Here is a 25,678-nt window from a genome sequence, read left to right on the forward strand (position 1 = left end):
CTATCTATAGAAGAATGTAATATGTACTATAAAAAAGCTACTTTTTATGGGTTCAATCTATCCTAAAAAAGTAGCTTCTTTTGCTTATTTTGCTAGGCATTCTCCTGAAAGGCAAGACATGGATCTAGTTTCACGGTTATAATAGAATCATACTGTATATACCAAAAATAGATAAACACGATAGGAGCTGCTCATGTCTAATCAAAGTATTATCTTTTTCGATATTGATGGAACATTATTAGATTTTGATAAAAAGTTACCCGAAAGCACTAAAAAAGCGATATTCGATCTCAAAGCACGGGGTCACGAAGTTGCGATTGCTACAGGTCGTGCGCCTTTTATGTTTGACGATATTCGTGAGGAACTTGAGATTGATACGTATGTCAGTTATAACGGTCAATATGTAGTGTTACGTGGAGAAGTAATCTATACCAATCCGCTGGACAAAGACGCTTTACTTCAATTGACGCAGACGGCATTAGAACAGAATAATCCACTCGTCTACATGGATGCTGATGATATGAGAGCAAGTGTACCGGAAGAAGATGAAATGATCACAACCAGTATTCATACGCTCAAAGTCAATAAGTTCCCAACATATGATCCTTTATATCATCAAGGTAGAGAAATGTATCAATGTCTGCTGTTCTGTATTGGTGATGCTGAGAAGAAATATGAGCAAGAATTCAAATCATTTGATTTTATCCGCTGGCATCCGATGTCTGTCGATGTTCTACCCAAAGGTGGTTCCAAAGCACATGGCATCGCCAAAATCACCGAAAAGTTAGGCTTCCCTGAAGAAAGACAATATGCGTTCGGTGATGGACTTAACGATGTGGAAATGCTCAAACAAATCTACAACAGTGTAGCGATGGGCAATGCTGAACCTGAAGCCAAAGCGGTTGCTCGCCATATTACCAAGTCTGTAGATGAAAATGGAATTTTACATGGACTGCAAATGGTCGGGTTATTAGACTAATCATTTAACTTTTATATCAACTATCTTCATTTATTCCCCTTTTTCTCCGATATTTGAAAAGGATGTAATTTTACATCTTTGTCAGATCTATAGAGAAAAAGGGGATTTTTCACAATGAAAAAAGGATTGTTATGTCTGTTGAGCTGGATTATGATATTTGTCGTCATTATGCCTAGCCATACCACTCATGCTGTCAATGTAAAAGGAAGTACATATCAAAGCGTATTTTTATTTGTAAATGGTACATTTCAGATCACCCAGCAATACACCCAGTTCGTGAACAACAAACTGTATATTCCGATTAAGATCATGGATCGGATTCCAGGCATCACGATTCAATATGGGAGTCCGCTTACGATTACTGGTAATAAAGGTAGTATTACGGTCAATGAATCCAATTCATTTGCTTATGCAGGTGTAACTTATGTGATGTACAAATCGTTGTTAGCGATTACCGATTTGGATGGAAAATATGCGTCTAGTGCTCAATCCTTATTTATTTGGAGTGATGATGAAGGCAAGCGTGCATCCAGTGAGATTTTGACTAACATTAGTCAGCTTCCTGCGAAGTACGGTTATTTTATCGGTCAAAAAATATATCCATTCTATTATCCGGGAGCCTACTGGATCACCAATATACGCTATGCTTCTTCCAGCTTGTATCTAACGATTCAAAATAAATCAGGTGATACGTATGAGTTCAATAGTCCAGTATCTGATTTGGACTTTCTGTTAGATAGCGAACTGACATCATTTAACCAGAACTGGCACGGCAAATTTGTCTGGTTCGACAATCGCGCATATAACGGAAGCGATCTTAACCATTTGGAAAAGTTAACATTTATCGCTGTGCGAGTAAATGATCAAAATGATGCTTTTGTTACGTTGCAAAAATCCAATGGCAAGCAAGTCCAGATCAAACTCAATCGACAATATGATACGGGTATGATGCTAAGTGATATCTTATGGGCCAAAAATCCACGCACTGTGTACAATTGGAGCAATAGTGTCTGGACAGCTATTAGTAAAAATAAATTATTAAGCAATATGACCCGCGAACAGGTCACATTATCCTGGGGCGAACCTTCTGATAAAAATACGTATCAATCATCTTCTTTAACGTATGAGCAATGGATCTATTCTGGAGCTTATCTGTATTTCTGGAACGGTCGCCTTAGTTCAGCACAAAGTCATTAAGATCCATTGATGTAACAACAAAAAGGAGAGCTATCTATAGGATAGCTCTCCTTTTTTAATCTCATTATAATAATAATGACTTCTTCATTATGGAGTTGTGCCCCATACTAAAGTACCTTTATTGTAAATACTTGCTTTGTTCCAATCGGTTAGCGTAGTCTGATTAGCTCCATAAGAGTAATCGTTAGCTTCATTATAATTACTCCAATCGGCTGGATGAATACGAGCTTGGATATCTCCGCTTTGTCCTCCAGCTGGAATAGAACCCGCTCCACTCCCAAAACTGAACTCGACATAGCGATTAGCTGTCGTTTTGGATGCTGTCGGTGTACCAAACGCACCACTAATATGAGTTCCGCCTACACTCGCCCAGTCGATAAAAAATTGTTGCTTTTGCTGACTTTCGTCACTGTAATAGTAACGAATTTTGAGATCACTTAGATCTACAGCTGTACTGCCATTGTTTTTAATATTGAAAATAGGTCGAATGGCATTATCGGTCGGATTACTATCACCATTACGATATTGCAATACCAGTTTGCTTTTAGTATCTGTTGGTGTCGTTGTACCTGTATCTCCACTGCCTGTAGTCGGAGGCGTTGGAGTGTCTGTATCTGGTTCTGTTGTACTCGTAGTTGTAGTTGCTCCTAGACGAATCTCATCACGTACAAATTTGCCTGAAGTCGTCAGATTATTCGCTGTCCATCCACCGCTAGAATTGGCTCCGGCTACAAGTGCTGCTGAAGCTTCATTTTTATCTGCGAGTGACCAGTTTGCCCAACTAATCTTACGATTGGCTAAGAAATTGGTCCATACTTTCGATTCGCTTAAGAAAGGTCCACCATTCCCTGAAGCGTCGCTAGTTCCCCACTCGGTGATAAACACAGGGGCTTTTTTGCTAAGTGCATAATCGATCCGATCTCGTAAAAATTGTCCATGGGTCCCTGCATAAAAATGGACTGCATACATCGTATTTTTATCAGGTAACTGGTTGTCTGCTGCATCGTGCACATCCTGACTCCACGTACCTGTACCTACAATAATAATATTATCTGGATCTTTGGCACGAATAACCTGCGTTACTTCTTGCGCATATGGACGAATCTGCCCATTCCATGTCACTCCACCGTTTGGTTCATTAGCTAACTCATAGATCACGTTCGGTGAATCTTTGTACAGACCTGCCATTTCACTGAAAAAGGCTTTGGATTGCGTTTTGTAAATATTCGGATCATTATCTGAAAGAATATGCCAATCGATAATCACATAGACGCCAAGATCCTGCGCTGCTGCAACCGCTTCTTTCACTTTATTTTTAAGTGATGGATTTGAAATGTATCCATTTTCTGCGGTATACATCGCTACACGGAATACCGTAATTCCCCAGTCATCTCGTAACCATTTCATCGTATCTTTATTCACATAGTTGCCGAACCATTGAATACCGTGAGAACTCATTCCTTTTAATTGTACAGGCACGCCATTTTTATCGACCAATTGTCCGTTAGCAATCGATAATTGACCATACTTCTGCACTGGCGTTGTCGCTGCACTTGCTTGTGGTACCCAGACGGAAGTGGTTAGCGATAACGTCAATACAGCAGTTAATACCGAAGCGCTCCACTTCTTAAACATCGTCTTTTTCATTAATTATCAGCTCACCTTCTTAATTAATGTAAAATTATGTTATTTTTAGATATTCACCTATTATAGAGTAACTTTAGTCATAAATATAGTTTTTTGTGTAAAAGAGACTAATTAATACCATAATATAGGTGATAGTATGTATTACCTTATGCAGATGATCTGAATCTGTTTTAACGCCATTTTCCTTATTGTTATACTGTTGCTTTTTAAGTATTTCAAAACAATACAAAAAGCCAACTCACTTCAGAAAAATGCTCTGAACATAAGTTGGCTGAAAGCTGTTAAAGAATGATTTGTTATTTGATAGATCCTTCTGCATGTGCAAATTCGTTCTGTTCGACCTGCATATTGGATTCTTTGGCATATAGTACATAAGTGATCAGACTCAATAATGCGACAATTGCCATCATCCATTGCACATACGAAGGAGAGACTGTATCCAGCATACGCCCTGCCACAACAGAGAACAATCCTCCGCCAATCGCACAACCTGCCATGACTATACTGGTATTGCGGGCTATATTTTTGGGCATTAACTTTTTCATATAGACCAGTGTAACCACATAAAGACCGGATAACATTAACCCTAACAATACGATCAATATATAGCTCAGTACAGGATTGCGATTAAGAGCAAATAAAGACAGTAACACAATCATACTGCTCCAATGAATAAATAGGTAACGACGATAGCCGATCCGTTCTGCTTCATAACCGGCAAACATCCGTCCTACAATCATCGCCGCCCAGAACACTGTGACACTGATCGGTGCTGTTCCTGCATCTGCCATACCTGTTTCTAACATCAAAGATGGCAAATAATTGACCAGCCCAATATCAGTCGCTCCATATAAGAAAAAGAGAAATACAAACGATGGTAATAACAGACTTCCACCTACCCACAATCGTTTAAGTCGAGCAGAAGGATGATTTGTTGCCGCTGCTGCAACTACAGCACCGACAGGCCCTGAAGAAGCGGCTGTTGCTGGAACGACATGAGGAAGATCGGTTAGATGACGTGGTAAAAATAACGATTCCACCCCTTCAAAACGACTGAATCGCACAAACAAAGATAAAAAGATACAATATACTGCTATACCTAATAAGGCATAATTCCATAATCCAGAACGAACTAACATTCCAATCGCTAATGGAAATAATAATGAACCTACACCAAAAGCAATTTCCAAACGACTCATGGCAATCGCCGCATTAGACTGTAACCCTTCCAAAATAACTGCGGCAATCACCGATTCAATAATGCCTCCAAGGAATCCTGCTATCGCAATACCTACAATTAAGATCGACCATGGAGGTAAGAAAGCAATCAAAATATAACAAGCTGCTACACCGATTGCGCCTATATGTAACATCGTTTTTTTCGATATCCGATTGGCTAACCATGGCTGAATTAACATCCCAATAATCGATGCTCCAAATTCAATAAATATCAATGCCCCTGCATCGGTATAATCCCGATCATAGAGCGGCAATAATACGGTGACAATCGCTGCCACGGTAACTTTAATGGCACCCATTAATAAATAAAATAAACTTCCCATCCAAATCAAACGTTTCAAAACTGCCTTCCCTCCTTCATCAGTCTGCTCCTACTCTATCAAGCGCACTGCTAACTGCAAGAATTATACTTCTTCTATAGTGCAGATGCATTCAATTTTCATCATTTCTTAAATTTTCATGAAAAATGTTGTTATGCGCTATTCTGCTTACATATATAGACAATACAAAAGTCACCTGCATACTCTCATTCGGAGAGTATGCAAATGACTTTGATCTATTTTCCAAGTTGAAAAACGGTTCACTCTTCTTCTACGCTCACATCTAACACATGCTTCGCTAGATCCACATACGTGTTGTCTAGCTTCACTTTCACTTTGCCTAATCTGCGCTTTTCACGCCACTTGGCTAGATCAGCTTCAGAGTCTAATCGCAATTCAGCCAATTCTTCGGCACGATCGAACATGTATTTACTGGTGTACAGCAATGTATAAATACCTTGTCCTGCCAATGCAATAGGTTCTGTTCGTTCTTGCCACTCGGTAACTGTAAATTTTACATATAATAAATGAGCTTTCTGCGGTTCGGCAGGAATTTCGGTAATATTGGATCGCTTGACGATATCCCATCTGTCTACTTTGCCATAATAGCTTATACCCGTTCTACCTAAGGCTTCAAACTTTCGTCTGGATTCACACATCGCTACATACTCAATCTGTGTAATAACCTGTGTATCTACAAAGTTAGCTAACGGAACATGATAAAAGCGATGGGCAAGAGCCACCTGTATCTGCTCCGGTCCTCGCACCGATCCAATCAGCATATTTTTGTCGACTAATTTGTTTTGGTAATAGGCTTGAGTTCCCCGTGGTGAAGGAGAACGTTCATACGCTTTTTCAGGGCTATCTTGAATTAGCTCATCCAAGAATTGCTCGACCAGACTTGTCGCATTAGGCAAAAAAGGAAAAGCTCCTACATTCAGCTTACGTATACTGCGGTAAAAGTGATGTTCACGGAATTGTTCTTCATCACCATAGGGAAATAATACATACGCTCCAAACATACTACGCTCGTACTTCTCTGCTGTGGACGCATGGACAATCGCATCACGGTAACGATGCATCGTATTAATATCTTCTTCTTGCGGTCCCGGCTTGAGATAAGCAGAAGCATACGGCGAGCCTTCTACTGCGGCATTTAACTTGTATTTGGCATCAAAAATAAAACTATATTCTTTTTTCTGCCCTGCATCTACCTTCATTAAAGACAGCACATTATCCGGTCGCTGTGGCAATGTAGGGGTGACCTCTTTGCTCGGTAGACTGTTGTAATAGAGCACAAACGTTTCATTATTACGCGGATTCAGATATTCCATACGAGATTGCTGTCCTCTGCCTAACGTCACAAATAATCCGCTATGGTTGAGCCGGATCAGATTTTGCTTAATCAATGGATATTTACGGCTAAGCAATTCATTTAACTTCAAAAAACACCAGTATTCATAGATTTCTGCAATATCTTTCATGGATAGACGCAATAGATCGCTTTGGATCGACAAACCTTTTAGTAGCAAAAGGTAATACCGATACATTTCCCGATACCCCGGTGCCATCTGGAGAACCAGACTGCTACTCATTTGTCGCATGGGTGAGATCGCTTGTAACCATTCTAGAGATAACAACTGTTCTAATCGGGAGATCATCTGGTCTACACGCTGTACGAACACCGGATCATACGCTCGACTACGGAAATTCTGTGGTTTTGTTAACTGGTTATACTGATCTCGCAACTGTTGTAACTTGCTTGAAATGCGCTCTAACATCCAACGCAAAAACCGATTTTCTGCGGTATCATAAGAGATGTGCTTGACCGTATCCAGTAAATGAGTCGGTTGGTAACGCTCGGCTCCAATGGGTAACCATCCATGTACAGCATCTTGCTCTACATACTGCGGATGTCTGGCTAAATAAGCATTGTTGCGATTACTGCCCCGCTTGACCCTTGCTGCTGGTCTACGTTCTAGCGATTGATCCAGCTTATGATGAGGTTGTCGATTGATTCGCTCCATCGCCGTCTCCATCTGGTGAAAGAGATGAGTAATCAATGCAAAAAACTCACTCAAACTCTGGTGCTCGGTCTCTCGAATACGCACAGATTGGTATGTTCGTTTGAGAAAGTCGAACGACAGATTATAGACTTGCTCATTCACTTCACGAAGTAACTGGATATAATCTTGCTTATAATCCAGCTTCGAAGGAAAAATTTCCAGTTCGATCGACAACAATCGCTGTCCTCCACTGCGTAATTCCAATTCAGTAAAACCGACTTCATTTTTAAAATTCAACAGACCCGACAATACCTGCTCCCCTTTAGACGTGACAGCCTCACGAAGAGCTAAGCTATCATGGTGAAAAGTTAGAGGTAAATGCATATCATTATCTGACTTAATCAACAAAAATTCATAGTTCTGTTGCTCATAAAAACAAGGAAAAGACGGTGTTGTCCCGTCCCATAGTATCAGTTTATTTTCAGTTGGTGAGAACACAGAGATCTTTTCAATAACTACATCCGGTGAAAGAGAACGACAGATCAGATGCGCATCGACCCATTCTCCTTCTTGGCGGTGCAATTGTAACGTTTCGACCACCGGATGATACGGCTTGCCTTTAATATAAATCGTTCCAATATTACATGTCACTTCTAATAGATCAGTACTATGGTTAAGAAATCCAGTAGGATGTGAATCCATCTTCATCTAACCTCACAATCATATCTACCAGCTTATGTGCTGTCTGTGGATAGTTTGCTTGTGGTGGCGTATTCCCGCGATCCCATTGCCGCCAGAACGCATCATCATCTTCCATCGGTGAAGGAATACGGACACTGTCTTGTAAGCAAAAGCTCAATAATTTCACCAGTACACGTCGTACACCAGACTGGCTTCCTTGAATACGTGGCAAAATCTTCTGCATCACCTGTAGATCAAACGCTTCTTCTTCACTCATCAATCCAAAACGTTCATTATAGATCACATAAAAGCACACCGCATCCCTTATCCGAAAACCCACATGCGCATGGATATCTTCCAGTATTTCATTAACCGTAACCAGTCGCTCTGTAGTACGCGTAATCAGCTCTGCATAATGGTCATAAGCGTCAATCAACTGCAAATAATCTGCTCGTAAAAAAGACTGTTCTACCGGTACTGCTTCTACGATCTGCTGACTTTCTTCTCTTAACTTGGGCAACTGCATCAGATCAATAGTGTTAAATTCAAGCGTATTCGCCCGATCCAGTACTTTTTTGCTAAATGGATACGTTGTCTCATCCATATTTACGGTTCCGATCAGATACACATTTTCTGGTATTCCCAGATTTCCATATCGTTCTAAATCGCTTTCCAATTCTAACGTAGCTGCTGGAATCACCGGATCAGTCACAATATGTCTACCCTGCCACGATTGAGTCTCCAACAGACTCAAGATATCACTGAAATAATGTTCCACTCGCGCCAAATTCATCTCATCCAGACAGATAAAATAAGGCTTATGGCGGTTCTCCGGTTGAGATGCTTCTGCAATTACTAACGTAAGTGGCCCTGGCTTAAATGTGCCAGATAGATCTTTGTACCCGATCAGATCGGTCGGATCGCTCCAATCTGGACGTACAGGAATTAAGCGAAATTGTCCATTGAGCGCTGTAGCACCGACTGCTTCAGCGAACAGACGAATAAGACGCGTTTTCCCTGTGCCAGAGATACCTGCGAGAATAACGAACGGGCGTGTTTTGAGAGACAGGTAGAAATTGTCGATCAGGTGAGAGGGGAAGTAGAATCCACGTTGAGTGATGTATTCGCGGATATTCCCAAGTGTCTCCTGTACATCCCGATCTCGAATATGAGCGGATACTTCTTCTTCGCTTTCTTCATCTTGCACAATTGTAGTCCAGACCGTATTCGGTGTGATCGCCTGACTCTCAATATAGAACATATAACTATCCATCGCATCCCATAGATCGGTAATCAACTGCTCATTATCCGGCATATGTTCCCGTTCATAATGGAAATAAGCAATCGTCGACGTCTGGTAATCATCCCCCAGTCGTCCATCATTCAGTTCAATATCATCCGATCGATTCATCCGATTCTCTGGTAACTGTGCACGTATTTCTTTGGTACGCTCTTGTAGATAGGTTGTACTGTCTGCTCTTCCCAAGTGGCTACGTGCTTCGCCCAATCCTTGATTCAATGTTAGATACACATGCTGCATATCTGCTGAAAATAAATACGCCACATACACCCCACGCTGAATTGTATCCGTAATCTGCGGATACATTACTGCTAGCCAAGGAATCGTCGCCCAATTCCCCCGCCCTACCGATCCTTGCACTTTAAAGTGATTATGGATAAATGGCAATGACTTGAGGTGTTCCGGTACCGTCTTACGCACATATTCAGCAAGTGGATGTCCGGTAAGCGGTTGAGATTTGGCTTGAGTGTAAGATGACATGATGTTCAACAAGTCTTCTCGCAGAGAAAAGTTCGATTGAGGTGGTGCATAATAAGAATCTAATTCATCTTGTGCATACTGGTACAATTCATCCAAAACAGACTGATCCCAACGATCATAATATTCTTTTTTGAAGCCTAAGGTGTAACTACCATTAGGATGATCCAGGATCGATGAGAGTGCTTCGATTTGTGTATCTATAATAGTTTGAACTCGATTTAGAGAAATATCTGCCCAGCGAAAAGCCATACGAGAAGGTGGTGCATCTACAGGTAGGTTATTAGCTTCACGCTCTTGAAAGTAAGACAAAAACCGTTCTTTGATTCTCGTTAATGAAACTTCACGTAAATGTGTTAATTTTATTTCTTCTATTAACACAATAATTAAAATCATTTTATAAGATTTTTGTTTGTGTATAAAAATATTTTGAAGCTCTATTGGTAAAGTCATAGCGATTCTCCCTAAGTTATCATATCTTTTAATTAATCATTACACTTTCACACTACAATTGAGACTTAAATAATGCAAATCTAAGTAATTATAGAATTAATCATTATGAACAATTACTCATTTTCAAATGTATTTGTATGCTATAGAAAAATTTCACATAAAATTGGATTCACATTTCCAATTAAAAAGGATACAATAAAAAAGTTAGTAGCAACTAGCGACCTACGCCCTAAGTACCAATATAAAATTAAATAACTATTAACTACTTAATTATATAATTCACAAAGAATAAAGATTACTCCTTGGAGGATACTGAATGGAGACTAATATTCCAATACATTTTATTGATATGCTAAAAAGATGTAAACAATCGTCAAAAGAAGCAGTAGAAAACCTAGAAAGTTTCAGCGATTTTAAACAATACATGCATATTCAAAGACCAGTAGAAAAGGAATTAGAAGAATATATTAATGAAGCCTATTCTTCTACTACTGCTCAACTTATTTTGGTTTGTGGCGGTGTTGGAGATGGTAAATCTCATATCCTTTCTTATTTAAAAAACAAATATGATTTTTTAAATGATGAAAATATATTCTATTTACACAATGATGCAACAGAAAGTTTTTCTCCCCGTAAAACATCTATTGAAACGTTAGCAAGTGTACTCCATCCTTTTTCTGATGAAGGTTTAGAGCTACATGATACAAAAAATATGGTGTTAGCTATTAATTTAGGAGCATTAAATAATTTTATTGATTCGGAAGAAGGTAAATCCTTTAGTCGATTACGTGAGTATGTCTATCAGAAGAAGATACTTGAATCCGTCATTGACGATGAACCATGCGCAGATGATAACCTGTTCAAATATATTAATTTTAGTGATTATCATATGTACCAGCTTACTGAAGAAGGTCCGAAATCTGATTATATTAAAGGATTATTTCAAAAGATTACTCAACCAACAGATGCGAATCCTTTTTATCAAGCTTATTTAAATGATCTACAAGAAGATAAAGAATCTTCTGCTAAAAATCCTATCATTCAAAATTATGAGTTATTTCAACAAGATGATGTTCAGGATCAAATTATCAGCTTGCTTATTCAAGCCATGGTCAAAGAAAAATTGATTATATCTACACGTGCTTTACTTGATTTTATATATAATATTTTAGTTCCATCTTCTATGGAAAACCTAAATCATTTACAAATTTTAGAAATCGTTAATAATCAAGATTTCAAAACATATACAACTTGTTTATTGCCTTTTCAATTATTTGAAAAATTTGATGCTTCTCCAATTCATCAAGCAATTCATCAAATCAATCCAACACGTTTGAGAACAGAAAAGTTAGATCAACATCTAATTGATTTCAAGTCACGCAAAGATGGATCATACTTGTTCGCACAATATATTAGCATCAATCAATTGCCTTACTTTGCAAGATCATTAATTCCTAATTCACCTTGGAGAAACCCAGTAGATAAAGATCAAAAGTTTAAACAGACTTTAACCAAATTATTTGTATACCTTTATTATCTTATTCCTAACGAAGTCCATGATTCTTTTAAAGATAAAACATACGAAGAATTTATGCGCTATCTATATTTTTGGAATAAAAAGGATATTAGTAAGTTGTCTAAATTGTACCGCGAAGAAGTACGTCAAGCAATTTACAAATGGAACGGTGAAGGTAGTTCTGATTTAATTTATGTGCAAATTGGACAACCTCAAACACAATATTATGCATTACAAAAATTAGAAATCGAACCTTATGTTAAACCAAATGCTATAAATCCAGAAACAAATTTATATAAGTTTTTACCGATGTTAACTTTAAAATTTAAAACTAAAAATGCTCATTATATAGAGGAAACTTCTATTCCCTCTATAGATATTGATTTTTCATTATATGCACTATTGATTCGTATTAAAAATGGATATCGTCCAAATAAAAAAGATAAATTTCAATTTATCAAATTTGTAGAATTTATCGATAACCTTATTAGTTCAGGTAATCAAAGTGAAGAAATTATTTTTGAAAGTAAACAATTTGGTAAATCTACTCGATATGTTTTGAAATATGATACAACGTTTGATCAATACTCTTTTATGGAGATGTGAGTGTATGAGCTATCAAATTAATATAGAAGCGATCAGAAACAAATTTAAATTTGATTCTTCTATCAAACATAATCCAAAAATAGAATTAGAATTACTTCCTTACATCACTAAATTTAAAGATACTCATTATAATTTTAGAGAAGTAACTGGTGAATTTATTCGATCTATTGGAAAAAAGAAATTAGCTGAGGTTGTTGATACAGATCAACTTATCAATAAAGTAATCGATTCTATTGATTTTCAAGATATAAATCAACGTAGCGAGTTTAAACAAATGCTTAAAACTTTATTTTTAGATGAAAGTAATCAACTTTATTTATTCCATCCTCAAACTTTGTATTATATTAATACTGAAGGAAATGAAAATAAGCGCTTAGCTATTTTTCTTTATAACATTTTGTGGGGTTCAGAAAATGCTTGGATAATAGAAGCAGATCTAGAAGAATATTCAGATCTTATGAGTAAGCTTCTATTTAGAGCTTTGCCACAATTAACTGATAATAAAATCAAAAATAAAAATTATATCTCTATGTTACCTGAAATATCTCAATTGTTCAGACAGGACTTTAAATGGCTTGCAACTAAAAATGAATTATTTACTACTCAAGTCGAAAAGCTGATTGCTTATTATTATTTTTTCTATATTACTCAATTTTCTATTAGAAACGAATCATTGTTCAAACCTATAGAAAAAGATATACGTCCAGTATATTTCACTTTTGAAAATGAAGAGCGGTTATCTAAAACAAGAATCAGTTATGAGTACGGTTGGAAAAGTTTAGAAAAGTTAATTAATCGAACCTTTTCACATATTAATTTTTTGAAAATGCTTAATTTAAACGATTCTAATAATGAATCGCAAAATGAACAGGATACCGTAATACTTTCGTATCAAAAAATTACTGAAGAAATCTATTTAATGTCTCCAGAAGAGCAAGATATACTTGATCATCAAGTTTCAATTTTGATTGAAGAGTATAAAGAAAAATTGTCACATGACAGTAAATGGGGTCTGTTGGGAACCATTTCTGAACCATATGATTTACCCGTACTAAATAGACTTTATTTGTTATTTAATATGATTGACCATCAGTTCAATCAGACTTCTCGATCTAAACCTTATAACGAATATAAACAATGGTTTGTTCACTTCTGTCAAAAAACATTTTTAAAATCACGTGGAAGATCTGGAAAAATGTTGATTTTAGATACAGATTATCTATTATTTCTAACTAAACTCATGATTAAAGACGAATCAAAAATTAGACTAAAAAATTTATTTAGTGAATTTGAAATTAGAGGTATTATTTTTGATCGTGATACTCAAGAAGCTATTGTCGATTATTTTGAAAAATTAAACTTGTTAGAGAAAAAAAGCGATAGTGGGGATGCTATATATGTCAAAGCATTTTTATAATTATTTAGCAGAACAAATCCAAAAATTCTTTAATCATATTGATATACAGCCAGGAGAAAAATACCATATTCAATTTGAACGTACTGAACAAGTACAGGCACTTGTAGAACAAGTAAAATTATTAAATCATATTGAGCCTTTTTCAATGCATACAGAAGATGGTTTTTATCAATCTATATGTTTAGTCAATAACTCAACACAAGTTTTAATAGCATCTAATGTGGATGAAGTCACTCCTGATTTTTTGACTACTCTTCGGAATAAAGTAGGAATAAAAGAAGAACCTTTTTCAGACAAAGCAATGTTACTTATTCATAATTCTAATTTAGATAGTTTAATTCAAGGAATGACTTCTTTTTCTAAAGAAGGAATGCCTTTTCATGTTCATTCTATCGAAAAAAATTTACAACAACTAATGGATGATTCTAGTCTTTCCAAAGAGGAAAAATTAGTACTCAATTTTAGTATGTCTAATAACAAAGCACAACAAGGATTACATGAACAGGTAACTCTATTTGATTATGAGAAAGTTCTTACTGTTCTAAATAATCAAAAAATGGATTCTAGCTACTACAAAGATTTTGGATTATTTTACGATTCTGAATTATTTAATACTCCTATGACGGATAAACAAGTAAAAGAACGTTTAAAAGAAAATCAGTCTTTATTTAAGGATGTTGAACTGGCTCATCAATATGGTCCTATTGATATTAGTTTGGAACGACATTTTGATGATGCTGGGGTAAGAACGTTATCCTTATTAGAGTGGCAAGACACCGATTTTGGTGCAGTACGCCGTTCTAATCAAAAAAAATTAGAAGGTAAGGGTTTGGAGTATATAGAACCTAGTAAGAAATTAACTTTTGAAGGATTATCTTATTGGGAAAAATCAGAAGGAGAAACGAAGAGTAAGCAACGTAAAAGAAATATTATTATTTTTAATCCTGAAAAATTAAATATTATTACTATTGAATTTCCATTCAACGATTTTATCAAAAATCAATATATTACTAATAATGTAATTAAAAACAAATTGATTACTGAACAAGCAGGAAAAAAACTAAAAATCCAGTTACATCATGAACCAGGTGAAACAAGCTTTTTTGGTATAAAGTATAAAACTGACGTTTCTCCTGCATATGAATTTAAAATTGCTGTCGTAGAATCATCAGAAAAATTTTTACAATCGATTCAAACTTCATATACAGTTCATTTATCCAAATCAGCTAAATCTAAAGGTTCTCGAATCTTAATTAATTCAGATGATGAACAATGGATTTTTAATAAAGATGCTGAAAAAGTTGTACATGTGGATCTGAATGAAGATTCTGAACAAAATCTGTTTGAATTAAGTGAATCGGATGAACTCGTTATTTCTAAAAATATAGAAAACTCAAATGAAGAAGAACTCATTTACTTCTCTATCAAACTTTTAGATACTGAAATTCCTTTTGCTGTACAAGATGTAATTGAACGTCCTGTACCTATTGGTGGATTTAATGTTTGGAAATTAAAACGTGAGAAACAAGAACATTTTATCTACCGAATTGAGAACGATAAAATGAAAATTATACAAGGTACTCGAGAAACTTATGCACAAGGGGAATTTAAAAAGAATTTAGATCGCGAGCTTACATTAGTCGCGGATAACCAACTTTATTTTATAGAAGAAGCAGGAGAACTAGTACCTGAAAATATTACAATTACAGATACACTAAAGGAAGCGTATTATAATCTTTTGCGTTATTTTAGAAATAATCAATTATTACCTAGTTTAGCTTATTTTGATGAAGAATATATTGATCTAGCGAAAAAGTACATTTCTATTTATTTGCAAGAATTAGAACAATTAAATAATGGTCAATCTCTGGAACAAACTCAAAGAGATTTAGTACTCATTGGAACTATTCGTAAAGGTCTAAAAGAACCTGAGTGGTTATATACTCCACTCCATCCTTTAAACTTAGCTTATCAACTTCAATTAAATGATCTCTTAGGCTCAGAAGTGATTAATGATGAACTACTTCGTTCACTACGTCCAACTAATCTACTACCTTATGTATCTTTTAATTCTTCTAAATTGTATAAAGCCGCAGAACAAAGCGATTCTTTAGAATGGACAACTTACATTGATCAAAGTCTTCCAAGATTTGAATCGTCTAAGTTTTTTGTGAGTAAGTTAGTACAAGAAAAAGTTGAAGAGTTTACAGAACATTTCTCTTATCTATTTGATTTGGACTATAGAGCACCCTTAAAAATTAACACAATTAATATGGGAGATTGTCAAGAAATTCTTCAAGGTATTTTCGAATACTATAAACGACAATTGAAAAAGAATATTGAGAAAACAGATTTATTACCTATCGAAATTCATATTTATGCTGAGAAAGGCATAAATAATTCTTTTGAAGAAATGTCTCAATATTCCGATGCTGACGAGATTGCTAAAAACTTCAATTTAAAATTAGATTTAGAAGAATATCATTCAGAGGAATTACTAAATATTTTTAGAGATCAAGTTAAATTTTACTCTCAAGATGTAAATACAGATCAATATGAATATAGTCATATCACTTTTTATCAAATGAGTAAAATCGAACAAATAGCTACAAGTAATGCTTCTGAAATTATTAGTGGTGTATCTCTATTTGGCTTAGTTTCTGGTATCCCTTCTGTATTTATTAATGAAGATTATAAAACAGGATTTGGTATGAAATACTATCAAACATCAGATTCGCCATTATTGAAATTAGTTCCTAAATTAAATTCTTTATTACGTGTAGCTCGTACATTAGATAACTATCAAGAAAATATGAATATTGTAACTGCAATTTCTGCAACCCATAAACAAAAGTTAGATTTAATATATGATTCTGCACATTGGGTGACATTCATTGAACCTAAAGTCGATCTAAGCTTCTTTAAAAACAATGATATGCAGAAAGAATTACTTGTTATCCATTATAGTGATCAATATACTTCCTCAAGCGGATTTGATGCGATTACAGTGACTAGACGCTCTAAACAATATCAACGCTTAATCGAAGAATTTTTAAGATCCCATACGATCGAAATTGATCCTGATACTTTACCACCTATCATCAATTTCTTTAATGCTATCAATGGTAATTGGTTATTACGTCTATTAGCACAAAAAAATCAATTTCCTAGAGAAAAAATAAGTATTTTATCTGCGGTAAAACTAGCATTAGCTGCTTTTGCTCATCGTGATATTATTTGGATTCCAATATCTATGGAAGAAATTTTGAGAATTTCTGGTGGAACAGGTCTTAGACAATCAGAAGGTTTATTTTCAGCTAGGAACCTAGGTAGATTTGGTTCTTACAGTGATGATTTATTACTGATCGGTATTGAACAGCAAGAAGAACAATTGTTTGTTCATTACTATCCTATTGAAGTGAAGATTGGAAATAACTCAAACAATGTACAAGAAAAAGCAATTAGTCAAGTTGTAGAAACAAAGAACTTGTTAATCGAATTTTTAACAACAGAAAATAGTTTTACTGCTAAATTATATCGTAACTTTTTTATACAGCTAGCTATTTCTAGTGCTGAGAAAATGAATCTGTATTCAATTTGGCCAGAGCAATATTGGAAAAACATTACGGATAGTGAATGCAGAGGTCGATTGCTTAATGATGATTATCAGATTTCTACTAATCTTGATGAATATATTGGCGATGGAGCTGTTATCTCTTTCAAAAAGGATGTAGTCTTTACTGAAATTGAACATTCTGAAAATGTCATGATCTTTAACTACCCTGAAAGGAGTGGATATGATCTTATTGTTAGAAGTGTAGAGGATATTAAAAATCATATTCAAAGTGATTATGGAGATATCCCTTCAGATCAGTTATTGTCCAATTTATATTCATCTGATGGGTCTCAAAATACAGACGAACTTGATAAAGATATCATTTCTTCGAAAGAAAAAATTATTACAGCAGTAAGTGCTCAATTACAAGTTGATCAAATTATCTCAGCAAATTTAAACAAAGAAAGCTCTAATATAGTAGATTTAGATGAACTCGATCAGAAGCCATTAGAAATATTATTTGGTCATAATGCTCAAACTAATGAAGAAATCAAATGGTATCCTACAACTACGGACAAAGTTCTTCATACCAATACAGGCATTATAGGAACCATGGGAACAGGCAAAACTCAGTTCACTAAATCTCTTATTACACAACTTTCACGCAATAGTAAAGATAATGTTAATAGTACACCGATTGGTATTTTAATCTTTGATTATAAAGGAGATTACATTAAGCCAGAGTTTACTGAAGCTACAAATGCTAAAGTATATAATCTCTATCATCTGCCATATAATCCATTGTCTTTGTATGTAACTAAACCAATTAAACCATTATTACCTGTTCATACAAGTGGTTCACTTACAGATACGATTTCAAAATCATTTGGTCTAGGGCAAGTTCAGTCTATCATCCTTAAAGGTATTATTATGGAAGCCTATGCTAAGAAAGGTATTGTACGTAACGATGCAACTACATGGGAGAATCCTGCGCCTACATTAAGTGATGTATATGATCTGTTTGTAGAAAAAGAGGATACAAAAGTAGATAGCCTTTATGCTGCTTTACAAGAATTATATGAGACAGAAGTTTTTGAACCTGATGCTGATAAAACAATTTCATTATTTGACATGATTGATGGTATTACTGTAATCGATTTATCTGGATTTAGTGAAAGTATTCAGAACTTAGTGGTCTCTATTACGCTTGATGTATTTTATAATCAAATGCAAATGCAAGGACATAGCACAATTGATGGAACATATCGCGAGATCACGAAAATGATTTTAGTAGATGAAGCTGATAATTTCTTAAGTAAAAACTTTACTTCTATTAAGAAAATCTTAAAAGAAGGTCGCGAGTATGGAGTAGGTACAATCCTCTCCACTCAATTTATGAACCACTTCTCCACCTCAGATAATGATTATGCAAATTATATTCGTACTTGGATTGTGCATAGCGTAGCTGAGATGTCTACCAAAGAGATTCGTATGGTATTCAGTACTCAGAGTAAAGGTGAAGAAGAGAATATTATGAATCGGATCAAGTCTTTGGAAAAGCATTATAGCATTGTGAAAAGCGGTGCTGAACACCCCGTTTGGATGAAAGATAAGGCTTTTTGGGAATTGAACTTATAATTATATATTTAAATGAATTACATTATTGAAAACAGGAGAACGAATTTGAAAATATATGATGCAGCAATTCTTGCTTTGAAAGAATTAAATACTCCTTCAACACCTTTAGAAATTTTAGAAATAGTTAAAAAAAATGGATGGTATAGTTTTAATACACAAAATGAAATTGGAGTTTTAACACAAGCTATTCGCAGACATATGAAAGGATATGCTGGCGTACAAGCATCAGGAAAAAAGTTTTTTTTACAACAAGGTAATAAATATACTTTAATTAATCAGCAAGCCCAATCTCTTGTAGTTCCTAAAGAAACGATACAACCTAATTGGAAAATGGATCGACAAGATTACATTATGCAAATAAAAAATGCCTTTCAAAGAGATCAGTTATCTTTATTTCTTGGAGCTGGTGTTTCGACATCAGCAGGATTTCCTACTTGGAATGCTCTTTTAGAGAAGCTAAACGATGCTGTAATCGAACAAATGCATAATAGAAAATTTGGTGGAAAGCTGAGTAGTGAAATAGTCAATAAAGATGATAAAAAAGTAATGTCTAATTTGCTCGCCAGTTTGCGTGATGAATCTCCAATTATAAATGCTTTTTTCTTAGAATCAACAATTAATTCTCACGTAAGTTTAGCAAAACATATTCGCCATGCTCTCTACGGTAAAAACAGTAGAAAAAGAACTTTTACATCAGAAACGTTATCTTGGTTAGCTAAGTTATGTAATCATCGTGGAAAATATAGGATTCGATCTGTTGTAACTTTTAATTATGATGATTTATTAGAACAACACCTAAGTAGAGTACCAGTAGATTTCATGACAGTTTTTAAAGAAGATGATGAGATAAATCCAGTATTGTTACCAGTTTTTCATGTTCATGGCTATTTACCGCAGCATAATTCTGAATTTGATGAATCTTCTGATAACTTAATCGTTTTTAGCGAGCAAGCTTATCATACTGTGTATACTGATGCTTATTCTTGGTCAAATATTACGCAGATGCATGTTTTGAAAGAAAATATATGTTTATTTATAGGACTTTCCATGAATGATCCTAATATGAGAAGAATTTTAGATATAGCTGCCCGTAGAAATTTAAAAAAGGTAAAACACTATGCTTTGATGCAACGTTTAGATCTAGAAGATGTAAGCGAAGATTTAAAAAAATTAAAAAATCAAATTAGTAAAGAATTATTAAATTCTTTTTTAGAAGATTTCCATTTTTCAAGAGAACGTTTATTTGCAGAATTCGGTATAAGAATTGTATGGTTTGAGGATCACGAAGAAATTCCAGATATATTAAAATTAATAGTTAAATAAAAGTCATTTAAAGGAGCCTACTTATGAATTTTCATGCCACTCAACAAACATTAGAAACAGTACTTTCAGCTACAAGAAAGTATATTGTGCCCAGATTCCAAAGAGAGTACTCTTGGACAGTTGATGAACTAGGAGAATTATGGAAAGATATCATTATTAATATTAAATATGAAAATAATGAATTCAATGCAACAGATTATTTTATTGGTTCTTTAGTTTTAGTAGGAACTCAAGATGCCCAAACTTTAGAAATTATAGATGGACAACAACGATTAACATCAATAACAATATTTTTAAGTGCTCTAGTACATTATTGTGACAGCATTCAGGAAGAAAAATTAGCAAATGGTTGTCACCATTACATTGAAGGATTGACAGTTGATTCTGATAAATTTTTCAGATTAGAAAATACAAGATCATCAAATTTCATTAAGCAAGTTATTCAGAACCGTAATCCTATTGTAGTAGAAGCAAATACCACAGAAGAAAAAAATTTATTAGATGCGTATAATTTTTTCCTTAAAAAATTGAGAACAAAACAATTAATTATAGATATTAATAATTATACTGGTTCTAAAAAAGAGAATAAAAAGGACGATGAATTAGAATGTATAAAAGCCATACGAAATCAAGTATTGGCTTTTAAAACAATTTATATCACTGAACCTAATGAAGAAGAAGCATATACTATTTTCGAAACGTTAAATGCTAAAGGACTAGATTTATCTATGGCTGATTTGATTAAAAATCAAATTTTTAAAGTTTTAAGAGATACACACCCTGTAGACTCGGCAAGAAACAAATGGGATATAATAACTAAGAATTTATACGAACGTGAAAATCAAGTTGATATAAAAGTTTTTATGAGACACTTTTGGATTTCTAAATATGAGCATGTAGCTGAAGCAAAAGTATATCGTTCATTCACTACGAATGTTAAAGGAACTAAAAGAGAAACTAAAGAATTTTTGGATAGTTTAGTTACTAGCTCTTCATATTATAAAATGATTTCTTCACCTCATAGTGAAGATTGGAAAGATCGTGATGTTAAAGCAATATATCAATCTTTACAAGCTTTAAACTCTATGAGGATTATTTCACCAAGACCACTTATATTAGCACTTTTTGAAGCACATTCTACAAAAAAACTGTCACATATTTATTTAAAAAAAGCTTTGAAAGCCTTAGAAGATTTCCATTTTACTTTCTCGGCAGTTTGCTCTTTAAGTGCTTCAGGGTTAGAAAGTAAATATTCAAGATTTGCTAGAGAATTAAGAAGAGCAGAAAGTAAAAAAGATAAACACGATTTAGTAGATTCACTTGTTAATGAATTATACGAGAAAAGACCAGATTTCACCGAATTCAGTACTCAATTTTCAAATAAACTTATTTTTTCTGAAGAACATACTAAAGAGAAAAAAACAATACAATATTTTTTTAAAAGACTGGAATTATATTTAATAAAAAATAATGAGATAGATATTCTTAATATGAGCCTTGAACATATAACTCCTCAGTCAAAAGCTAGTGACGTAGAATATACAATAGGAAACTTAATTCCACTTGATCCTGATCTTAATAGTAAATGTGGTAGTAAAGACTTTAAAATAAAGTTGGATCATTATAAAAATTCTAACTTCTTATCAGTAAAAAAGTTTATTGAAGAAGTTGGTGATAAACAAGTTTGGGATAAAGCAGACATAAACCATAGAACTGACCAACTTGCCAAATTAGCGTTTGAAGAAATTTTTACAGTGAAATAATTTCTTAATATTCTAATTAATCTGTTTAAAAAAATCTAACTCTACTTTGGGTAACTCTGAGCTTAAAGTAATTCGAATCGTCTGCCTTACTTCTTCCAATGATTTACCAATAGCACTTAGTACATGACTTGGCTTACTAGAACTACAAGCCGATCCAGAAGAAAGAGCCATGTATTGAGAAAGTTTTTTGAGAAGTAATTCATTATTCACACCAATAAACTGTAAACTAATTAATCCAGGAATCTTATCTTTATCATCACTATTAAATTTCACTTTACCTGACAGATTCGTTTTAAAAATATCTGTCAGGTATTTTTCTAATTCATTCAGTTTTTGAATATTTTGATCTAGATTACTAAGAGCTAATTCGGCAGCTTTGCCTAATCCCACGATATTGTGTACTGCTAACGTACCGCTTCGATAATTATTTTCTTGTCCCCCTCCATGTAGAAGCGGAGTCAGACGGGTATATATTTCTTTGGATTGCTTTCTTATAATGACTGCTCCAATCCCTTTTGGTCCACCCATTTTATGAGCAGATAGAGACAAGAAGCGAATGCCTTTTAATTCTTTTAGATTGATCGGTACTTTACCTACTACTTGTGTAGTATCTGTATGGAAAAACAGTTTGTTCTCCTCAAAAATCTGAGAAAGTTCTTGTATAGGATTTAATGAACCAATCTCGTTATTTCCCCACATGATAGAAGTCAATAATGGCTGATTTTGATCAGTTATTTTTTTTATTACTTCTACATCTACACGTGCATATTGATCTACATCCATATAAGTCACTTCATATCCACGTTCTCCAAGAAATTCAAACGTTTCTATTACAGAAGGATGTTCAGCTTTAGAAGTTAACATATTCTTATTAGCTTGGTCTTCTCTACCGTAGTAATCAGCGATACCTTTAATAATCATATTATTACTCTCAGTTGCTCCACTTGTGAAAATAACTTCATCTGAGTCACAACCTACTAAATCTGCTACTTGTTGACGAGCTATAGCCACTGCCTTTTTCGCATTTTCTGCTAATGAATAAAATTTACTTGAAGGATTACCATACTCTTCTTGCAAATATGGCATCATCGCTTCAAGTACTTCTGGATGAATTTTAGTGGTAGCACTATTATCTAAATAAAGCATTCAAGATCACTACTTTCATTAGAGTAGCAACGCACGAACAAAACGTTCGTAATTGCCTGCACTTTTATACTCAGCAGCTAGAGAACGAATACCTCTTTCCAAATGAGCATTAAAATATCCCGGAAAGTATTGTTCATCTGTAAGTTCTTTTCCTGCTGCTTGTGTAATCATTGCTCGGAATACATAATCGTGTTCACCTGTGACCGTATTACGGTTTAATACTAATCCATCTGTAAAATCTTTTACAATTGGCTGAAGTTCTACATCAGCCCTATTGTTTTTCAGAGAGAGAGCCACCGCATAACGTATAAGTAAATTAGGTGTTATTCCTGTAGAAGAATGTAATTGAGTTAATATTTCTTTAGCATATTTGGATGTTTTTAATGTAAAGTTCATAGAGCGCTATTCTCCTCACTAATATTGAAGTAGCGACCTTTAACAATTTCAGCCTGATCTAAGATTTCATTAAACTCTAACGTATAGTAAGTTGAAGTAATATCTTTGATGTATTCGAATTGATCTACACCAATCTCTGAATCTGTTGTAAAAATTAGCACTTGATCGCCACATCGCGGGATAAAATGTTGAATTAATGCTTTTTTATGGTCTTGATCTAATCTTCCTAGCAATGTATCGAATACAAATGGTAATTTCCAACCCGATACTTTGAACATTGATAAAATAACGGTAAGCATGAGCATTTCTTTCTCACCAGCAGATAAACGTTCTTTGGTAATTTCTTGTTTTTGCTTATCATACAAATTCAACTCAAAAGAAGAATGATTAATATGCATTCTTTCAATATATGACTTCTTACGGAATAAAATATTAATTAATTTGGTGGCTTCATTGGATACATCATCTAACTTCTTACGCCATTGTCGTTCTCTGAACTTACGACTTACAGTAAGAAGTTTTTCAGTCATTGCGAAAGAGTTCTCAGCTTTATGGAATTCACGAATTTTATCTGTAATTTTACTTGAAGCTAAAACTTTACTTTGTATATTCTCTCTTAGTAATTGAATATCATAGATCTGTTGCTCAAGTAGAAGTTTGAATTGCTCCGCTTCTTTTGTTTTACTTTCAATACTATTCAGTAGTTCTTTAAATTCACTAGATTGATCATTACGTTCTACAGCTTTACGCAATTTTTGTGACTCTTCTAATAAACTAGCATTTTTATCAAATAGAGTAATATAACTATTGATATCTATAGCTATAATACGATTAAATAAATTATGAATTTCACTACGTTGTGCAAAAGATGCACGATGCAAAAGATGAATATTATCTGGTTTTAAAATATCCAGTATACCGTTATACAATTGATCTACATTTATTGAATTAGAGTCACTTGGAGATGAAAACAAGTCTTTAGATGGGTTCATTGTTTGAATTAATTGATTCAACTTCTTTTTTTCTAAAGCTGTCATCACAAATTCATAGGATTCGTAATTCTTTTCAGCAATTAATTGCTGGTTTACTTCTTCTAATTGCTTGCGTGCAATATGAAAAGGTAGTAACGTATTAATAAAACTTCTAACTTGATCAGAATTGGCTTTACGTTCATTTTCAATTATATTAATACGGTTCATAAGCTCATTTCTTTTTTCTTGAACTAATCCTCCATGAACTTCAAAATCTTTTTTGTCTTGCTTGATTGAATCTTCTAGACGATTGACTTCCTCTTCGTATTCCACAATAGCAATTTCTTTTTCATTTAAAATTACCTTCAAATCATTAATTTCTTTTTCTAAACGTTCTTGTTCTTCAATTTCTTTAGCTGCATCTGCATTTTTCTGAGCATATTGAATTCTATAAGTTTGTAGATCTTTTTCTAAATTCATAAAAAGATCTAGATTAAATAAAATTTTACCTGATTCTCTCAAGTATTCAGGAATTCGCTCTTCTGATACAATTCGTGAGATATCTTCTCCATCAAATAGACACAATTCAAATAATCGAGGAGGCATCTCTTCACGTAATCTGTTTTGAAAATCAGAAATTTCTTGAGCATTTAAATGTTCCCCATTCTTTTGAACAGAAAAGTACTCCCTTATTTTCTGATCTTTTAATCTCCAGCTCCGAACTAACGAGTACTCGTTAGGTTGAAATTCTTCTGTAGATATATAGTTAAGTGCAATTTGAAAATTATTTCCGTTAGCTTGTACAGCTTTTCGGTTCAATAATGATCTTATTTTCCGAAAATAAGGTTCATTGTCTGTCACGAATCCATATGCCATTGAGCCAAACAAGGCGATACGTATAGATTCTAAAATTGTTGTTTTACCTGCACCATTTTTCCCACCTAGTAATACCACATTCTTTTTAGAATTTGTTCGGAAATCAAAAGTATTTAGATCTCCGTAAGCACCAATATTACGAAGAACCAATTTATTAATCTGCATTGAGTA

Annotated in this window: 14 protein-coding genes; 7 read left to right on the top strand and 7 right to left on the bottom strand. The window is 34.2% G+C overall.

The window, feature by feature from the left end; translation table 11 throughout:
- The first annotated feature begins 193 nt into the window (after positions 1-193).
- Together PaeCFBP13512_RS03790 and PaeCFBP13512_RS03795 are read left to right on the top strand one after the other, a co-directional pair.
- Positions 194-979, top strand: coding sequence for a Cof-type HAD-IIB family hydrolase (locus tag PaeCFBP13512_RS03790; protein ID WP_069326745.1), 786 nt, complete (start codon positions 194-196; stop codon positions 977-979).
- Positions 980-1,093: 114 nt separating this feature from the next.
- On the top strand, positions 1,094-2,176 hold the full coding sequence (locus PaeCFBP13512_RS03795; RefSeq protein WP_137221245.1) for a hypothetical protein: 1,083 nt from the start codon (positions 1,094-1,096) through the stop codon (positions 2,174-2,176).
- A gap of 87 nt (positions 2,177-2,263) precedes the next feature.
- On the opposite strand, the gene PaeCFBP13512_RS03800 is transcribed toward PaeCFBP13512_RS03795, so the two are convergent.
- From PaeCFBP13512_RS03800 to PaeCFBP13512_RS03815, 4 genes are all read right to left on the bottom strand, one after another.
- The gene (locus PaeCFBP13512_RS03800) at positions 2,264-3,823 is read right to left on the bottom strand and encodes a cellulase family glycosylhydrolase (RefSeq protein WP_137221247.1); all 1,560 of its coding nucleotides are present in this window, start codon (positions 3,821-3,823) and stop codon (positions 2,264-2,266) included.
- 296 nt (positions 3,824-4,119) lie between these two features.
- A complete protein-coding gene (locus PaeCFBP13512_RS03805) occupies positions 4,120-5,403 on the bottom strand; it encodes an MFS transporter (RefSeq protein ID WP_137221249.1) in 1,284 nt (427 codons plus the stop codon).
- Positions 5,404-5,642: 239 nt separating this feature from the next.
- Positions 5,643-8,090 carry a restriction endonuclease-like protein gene (locus PaeCFBP13512_RS03810; RefSeq protein ID WP_137221251.1) on the bottom strand — a complete coding sequence of 816 codons (2,448 nt, stop codon included), beginning with the start codon at positions 8,088-8,090 and terminating at the stop codon, positions 5,643-5,645.
- On the bottom strand, positions 8,062-10,299 hold the full coding sequence (locus PaeCFBP13512_RS03815; protein WP_137221253.1) for an McrB family protein: 2,238 nt from the start codon (positions 10,297-10,299) through the stop codon (positions 8,062-8,064). Before PaeCFBP13512_RS03815 ends, PaeCFBP13512_RS03810 begins: the two co-directional genes overlap by 29 nt.
- Positions 10,300-10,615: 316 nt before the next feature.
- Between PaeCFBP13512_RS03815 and dptF the strand changes: the two genes are divergently transcribed.
- The 5 genes from dptF to PaeCFBP13512_RS03840 are packed head-to-tail and all read left to right on the top strand — an operon-like array spanning position 10,616 to position 22,118.
- Positions 10,616-12,421 (top strand): DNA phosphorothioation-dependent restriction protein DptF, encoded by a 1,806-nt coding sequence (gene dptF, locus PaeCFBP13512_RS03820; RefSeq protein ID WP_137221255.1) that lies wholly within the window; start codon positions 10,616-10,618, stop codon positions 12,419-12,421.
- Positions 12,422-12,425: 4 nt separating this feature from the next.
- On the top strand, positions 12,426-13,838 hold the full coding sequence (gene dptG / locus PaeCFBP13512_RS03825) for a DNA phosphorothioation-dependent restriction protein DptG (protein WP_161594200.1): 1,413 nt from the start codon (positions 12,426-12,428) through the stop codon (positions 13,836-13,838).
- Positions 13,819-19,032, top strand: a complete 5,214-nt coding sequence (gene dptH / locus PaeCFBP13512_RS03830; protein ID WP_161594201.1) for a DNA phosphorothioation-dependent restriction protein DptH — start codon at positions 13,819-13,821, stop codon at positions 19,030-19,032. The genes dptG and dptH overlap by 20 nt, the downstream gene beginning before the upstream one ends.
- Positions 19,033-19,077: 45 nt before the next feature.
- Positions 19,078-20,355, top strand: coding sequence for an SIR2 family protein (locus PaeCFBP13512_RS03835; protein ID WP_161594202.1), 1,278 nt, complete (start codon positions 19,078-19,080; stop codon positions 20,353-20,355).
- 23 nt (positions 20,356-20,378) lie between these two features.
- On the top strand, positions 20,379-22,118 hold the full coding sequence (locus PaeCFBP13512_RS03840) for a DUF262 domain-containing protein (protein WP_137221263.1): 1,740 nt from the start codon (positions 20,379-20,381) through the stop codon (positions 22,116-22,118).
- 12 nt (positions 22,119-22,130) lie between these two features.
- Here PaeCFBP13512_RS03840 and PaeCFBP13512_RS03845 read toward each other — a convergent pair whose 3' ends face one another.
- The 3 genes from PaeCFBP13512_RS03845 to dndD are packed head-to-tail and all read right to left on the bottom strand — an operon-like array spanning position 22,131 to position 25,672.
- A complete protein-coding gene (locus PaeCFBP13512_RS03845) occupies positions 22,131-23,264 on the bottom strand; it encodes a cysteine desulfurase family protein (protein WP_137221265.1) in 1,134 nt (377 codons plus the stop codon).
- Between the two features lie 18 nt (positions 23,265-23,282).
- Entirely contained in the window at positions 23,283-23,660 is a 378-nt protein-coding gene (locus tag PaeCFBP13512_RS03850; RefSeq protein WP_137221267.1) for a DndE family protein, read from the bottom strand.
- The gene (dndD, locus tag PaeCFBP13512_RS03855) at positions 23,657-25,672 is read right to left on the bottom strand and encodes a DNA sulfur modification protein DndD (protein ID WP_137221269.1); all 2,016 of its coding nucleotides are present in this window, start codon (positions 25,670-25,672) and stop codon (positions 23,657-23,659) included. The genes PaeCFBP13512_RS03850 and dndD overlap by 4 nt, the downstream gene beginning before the upstream one ends.
- Positions 25,673-25,678 lie beyond the last annotated feature (6 nt).

Source organism: Paenibacillus sp. CFBP13512 (assembly GCF_005233705.1).
GTDB lineage: Bacteria > Bacillota > Bacilli > Paenibacillales > Paenibacillaceae > Saccharibacillus > Saccharibacillus nuruki.

Excerpts from the sequence above, each read along its gene's own strand:
- dptH (WP_161594201.1), top strand. The coding sequence starts at position 13,819 with ATGTCAAAGCATTTTTATAATTATTTAGCAGAACAAATCCAAAAATTC.
- PaeCFBP13512_RS03845 (WP_137221265.1), bottom strand. The coding sequence starts at position 23,264 with ATGCTTTATTTAGATAATAGTGCTACCACTAAAATTCATCCAGAAGTA.
- dptG (WP_161594200.1), top strand. The coding sequence starts at position 12,426 with ATGAGCTATCAAATTAATATAGAAGCGATCAGAAACAAATTTAAATTT.
- dptF (WP_137221255.1), top strand. The coding sequence starts at position 10,616 with ATGGAGACTAATATTCCAATACATTTTATTGATATGCTAAAAAGATGT.
- PaeCFBP13512_RS03790 (WP_069326745.1), top strand. The coding sequence starts at position 194 with ATGTCTAATCAAAGTATTATCTTTTTCGATATTGATGGAACATTATTA.
- PaeCFBP13512_RS03840 (WP_137221263.1), top strand. The coding sequence starts at position 20,379 with ATGAATTTTCATGCCACTCAACAAACATTAGAAACAGTACTTTCAGCT.
- PaeCFBP13512_RS03795 (WP_137221245.1), top strand. The coding sequence starts at position 1,094 with ATGAAAAAAGGATTGTTATGTCTGTTGAGCTGGATTATGATATTTGTC.
- PaeCFBP13512_RS03815 (WP_137221253.1), bottom strand. The coding sequence starts at position 10,299 with ATGACTTTACCAATAGAGCTTCAAAATATTTTTATACACAAACAAAAA.
- PaeCFBP13512_RS03810 (WP_137221251.1), bottom strand. The coding sequence starts at position 8,090 with ATGGATTCACATCCTACTGGATTTCTTAACCATAGTACTGATCTATTA.
- PaeCFBP13512_RS03850 (WP_137221267.1), bottom strand. The coding sequence starts at position 23,660 with ATGAACTTTACATTAAAAACATCCAAATATGCTAAAGAAATATTAACT.
- dndD (WP_137221269.1), bottom strand. The coding sequence starts at position 25,672 with ATGCAGATTAATAAATTGGTTCTTCGTAATATTGGTGCTTACGGAGAT.
- PaeCFBP13512_RS03800 (WP_137221247.1), bottom strand. The coding sequence starts at position 3,823 with ATGAAAAAGACGATGTTTAAGAAGTGGAGCGCTTCGGTATTAACTGCT.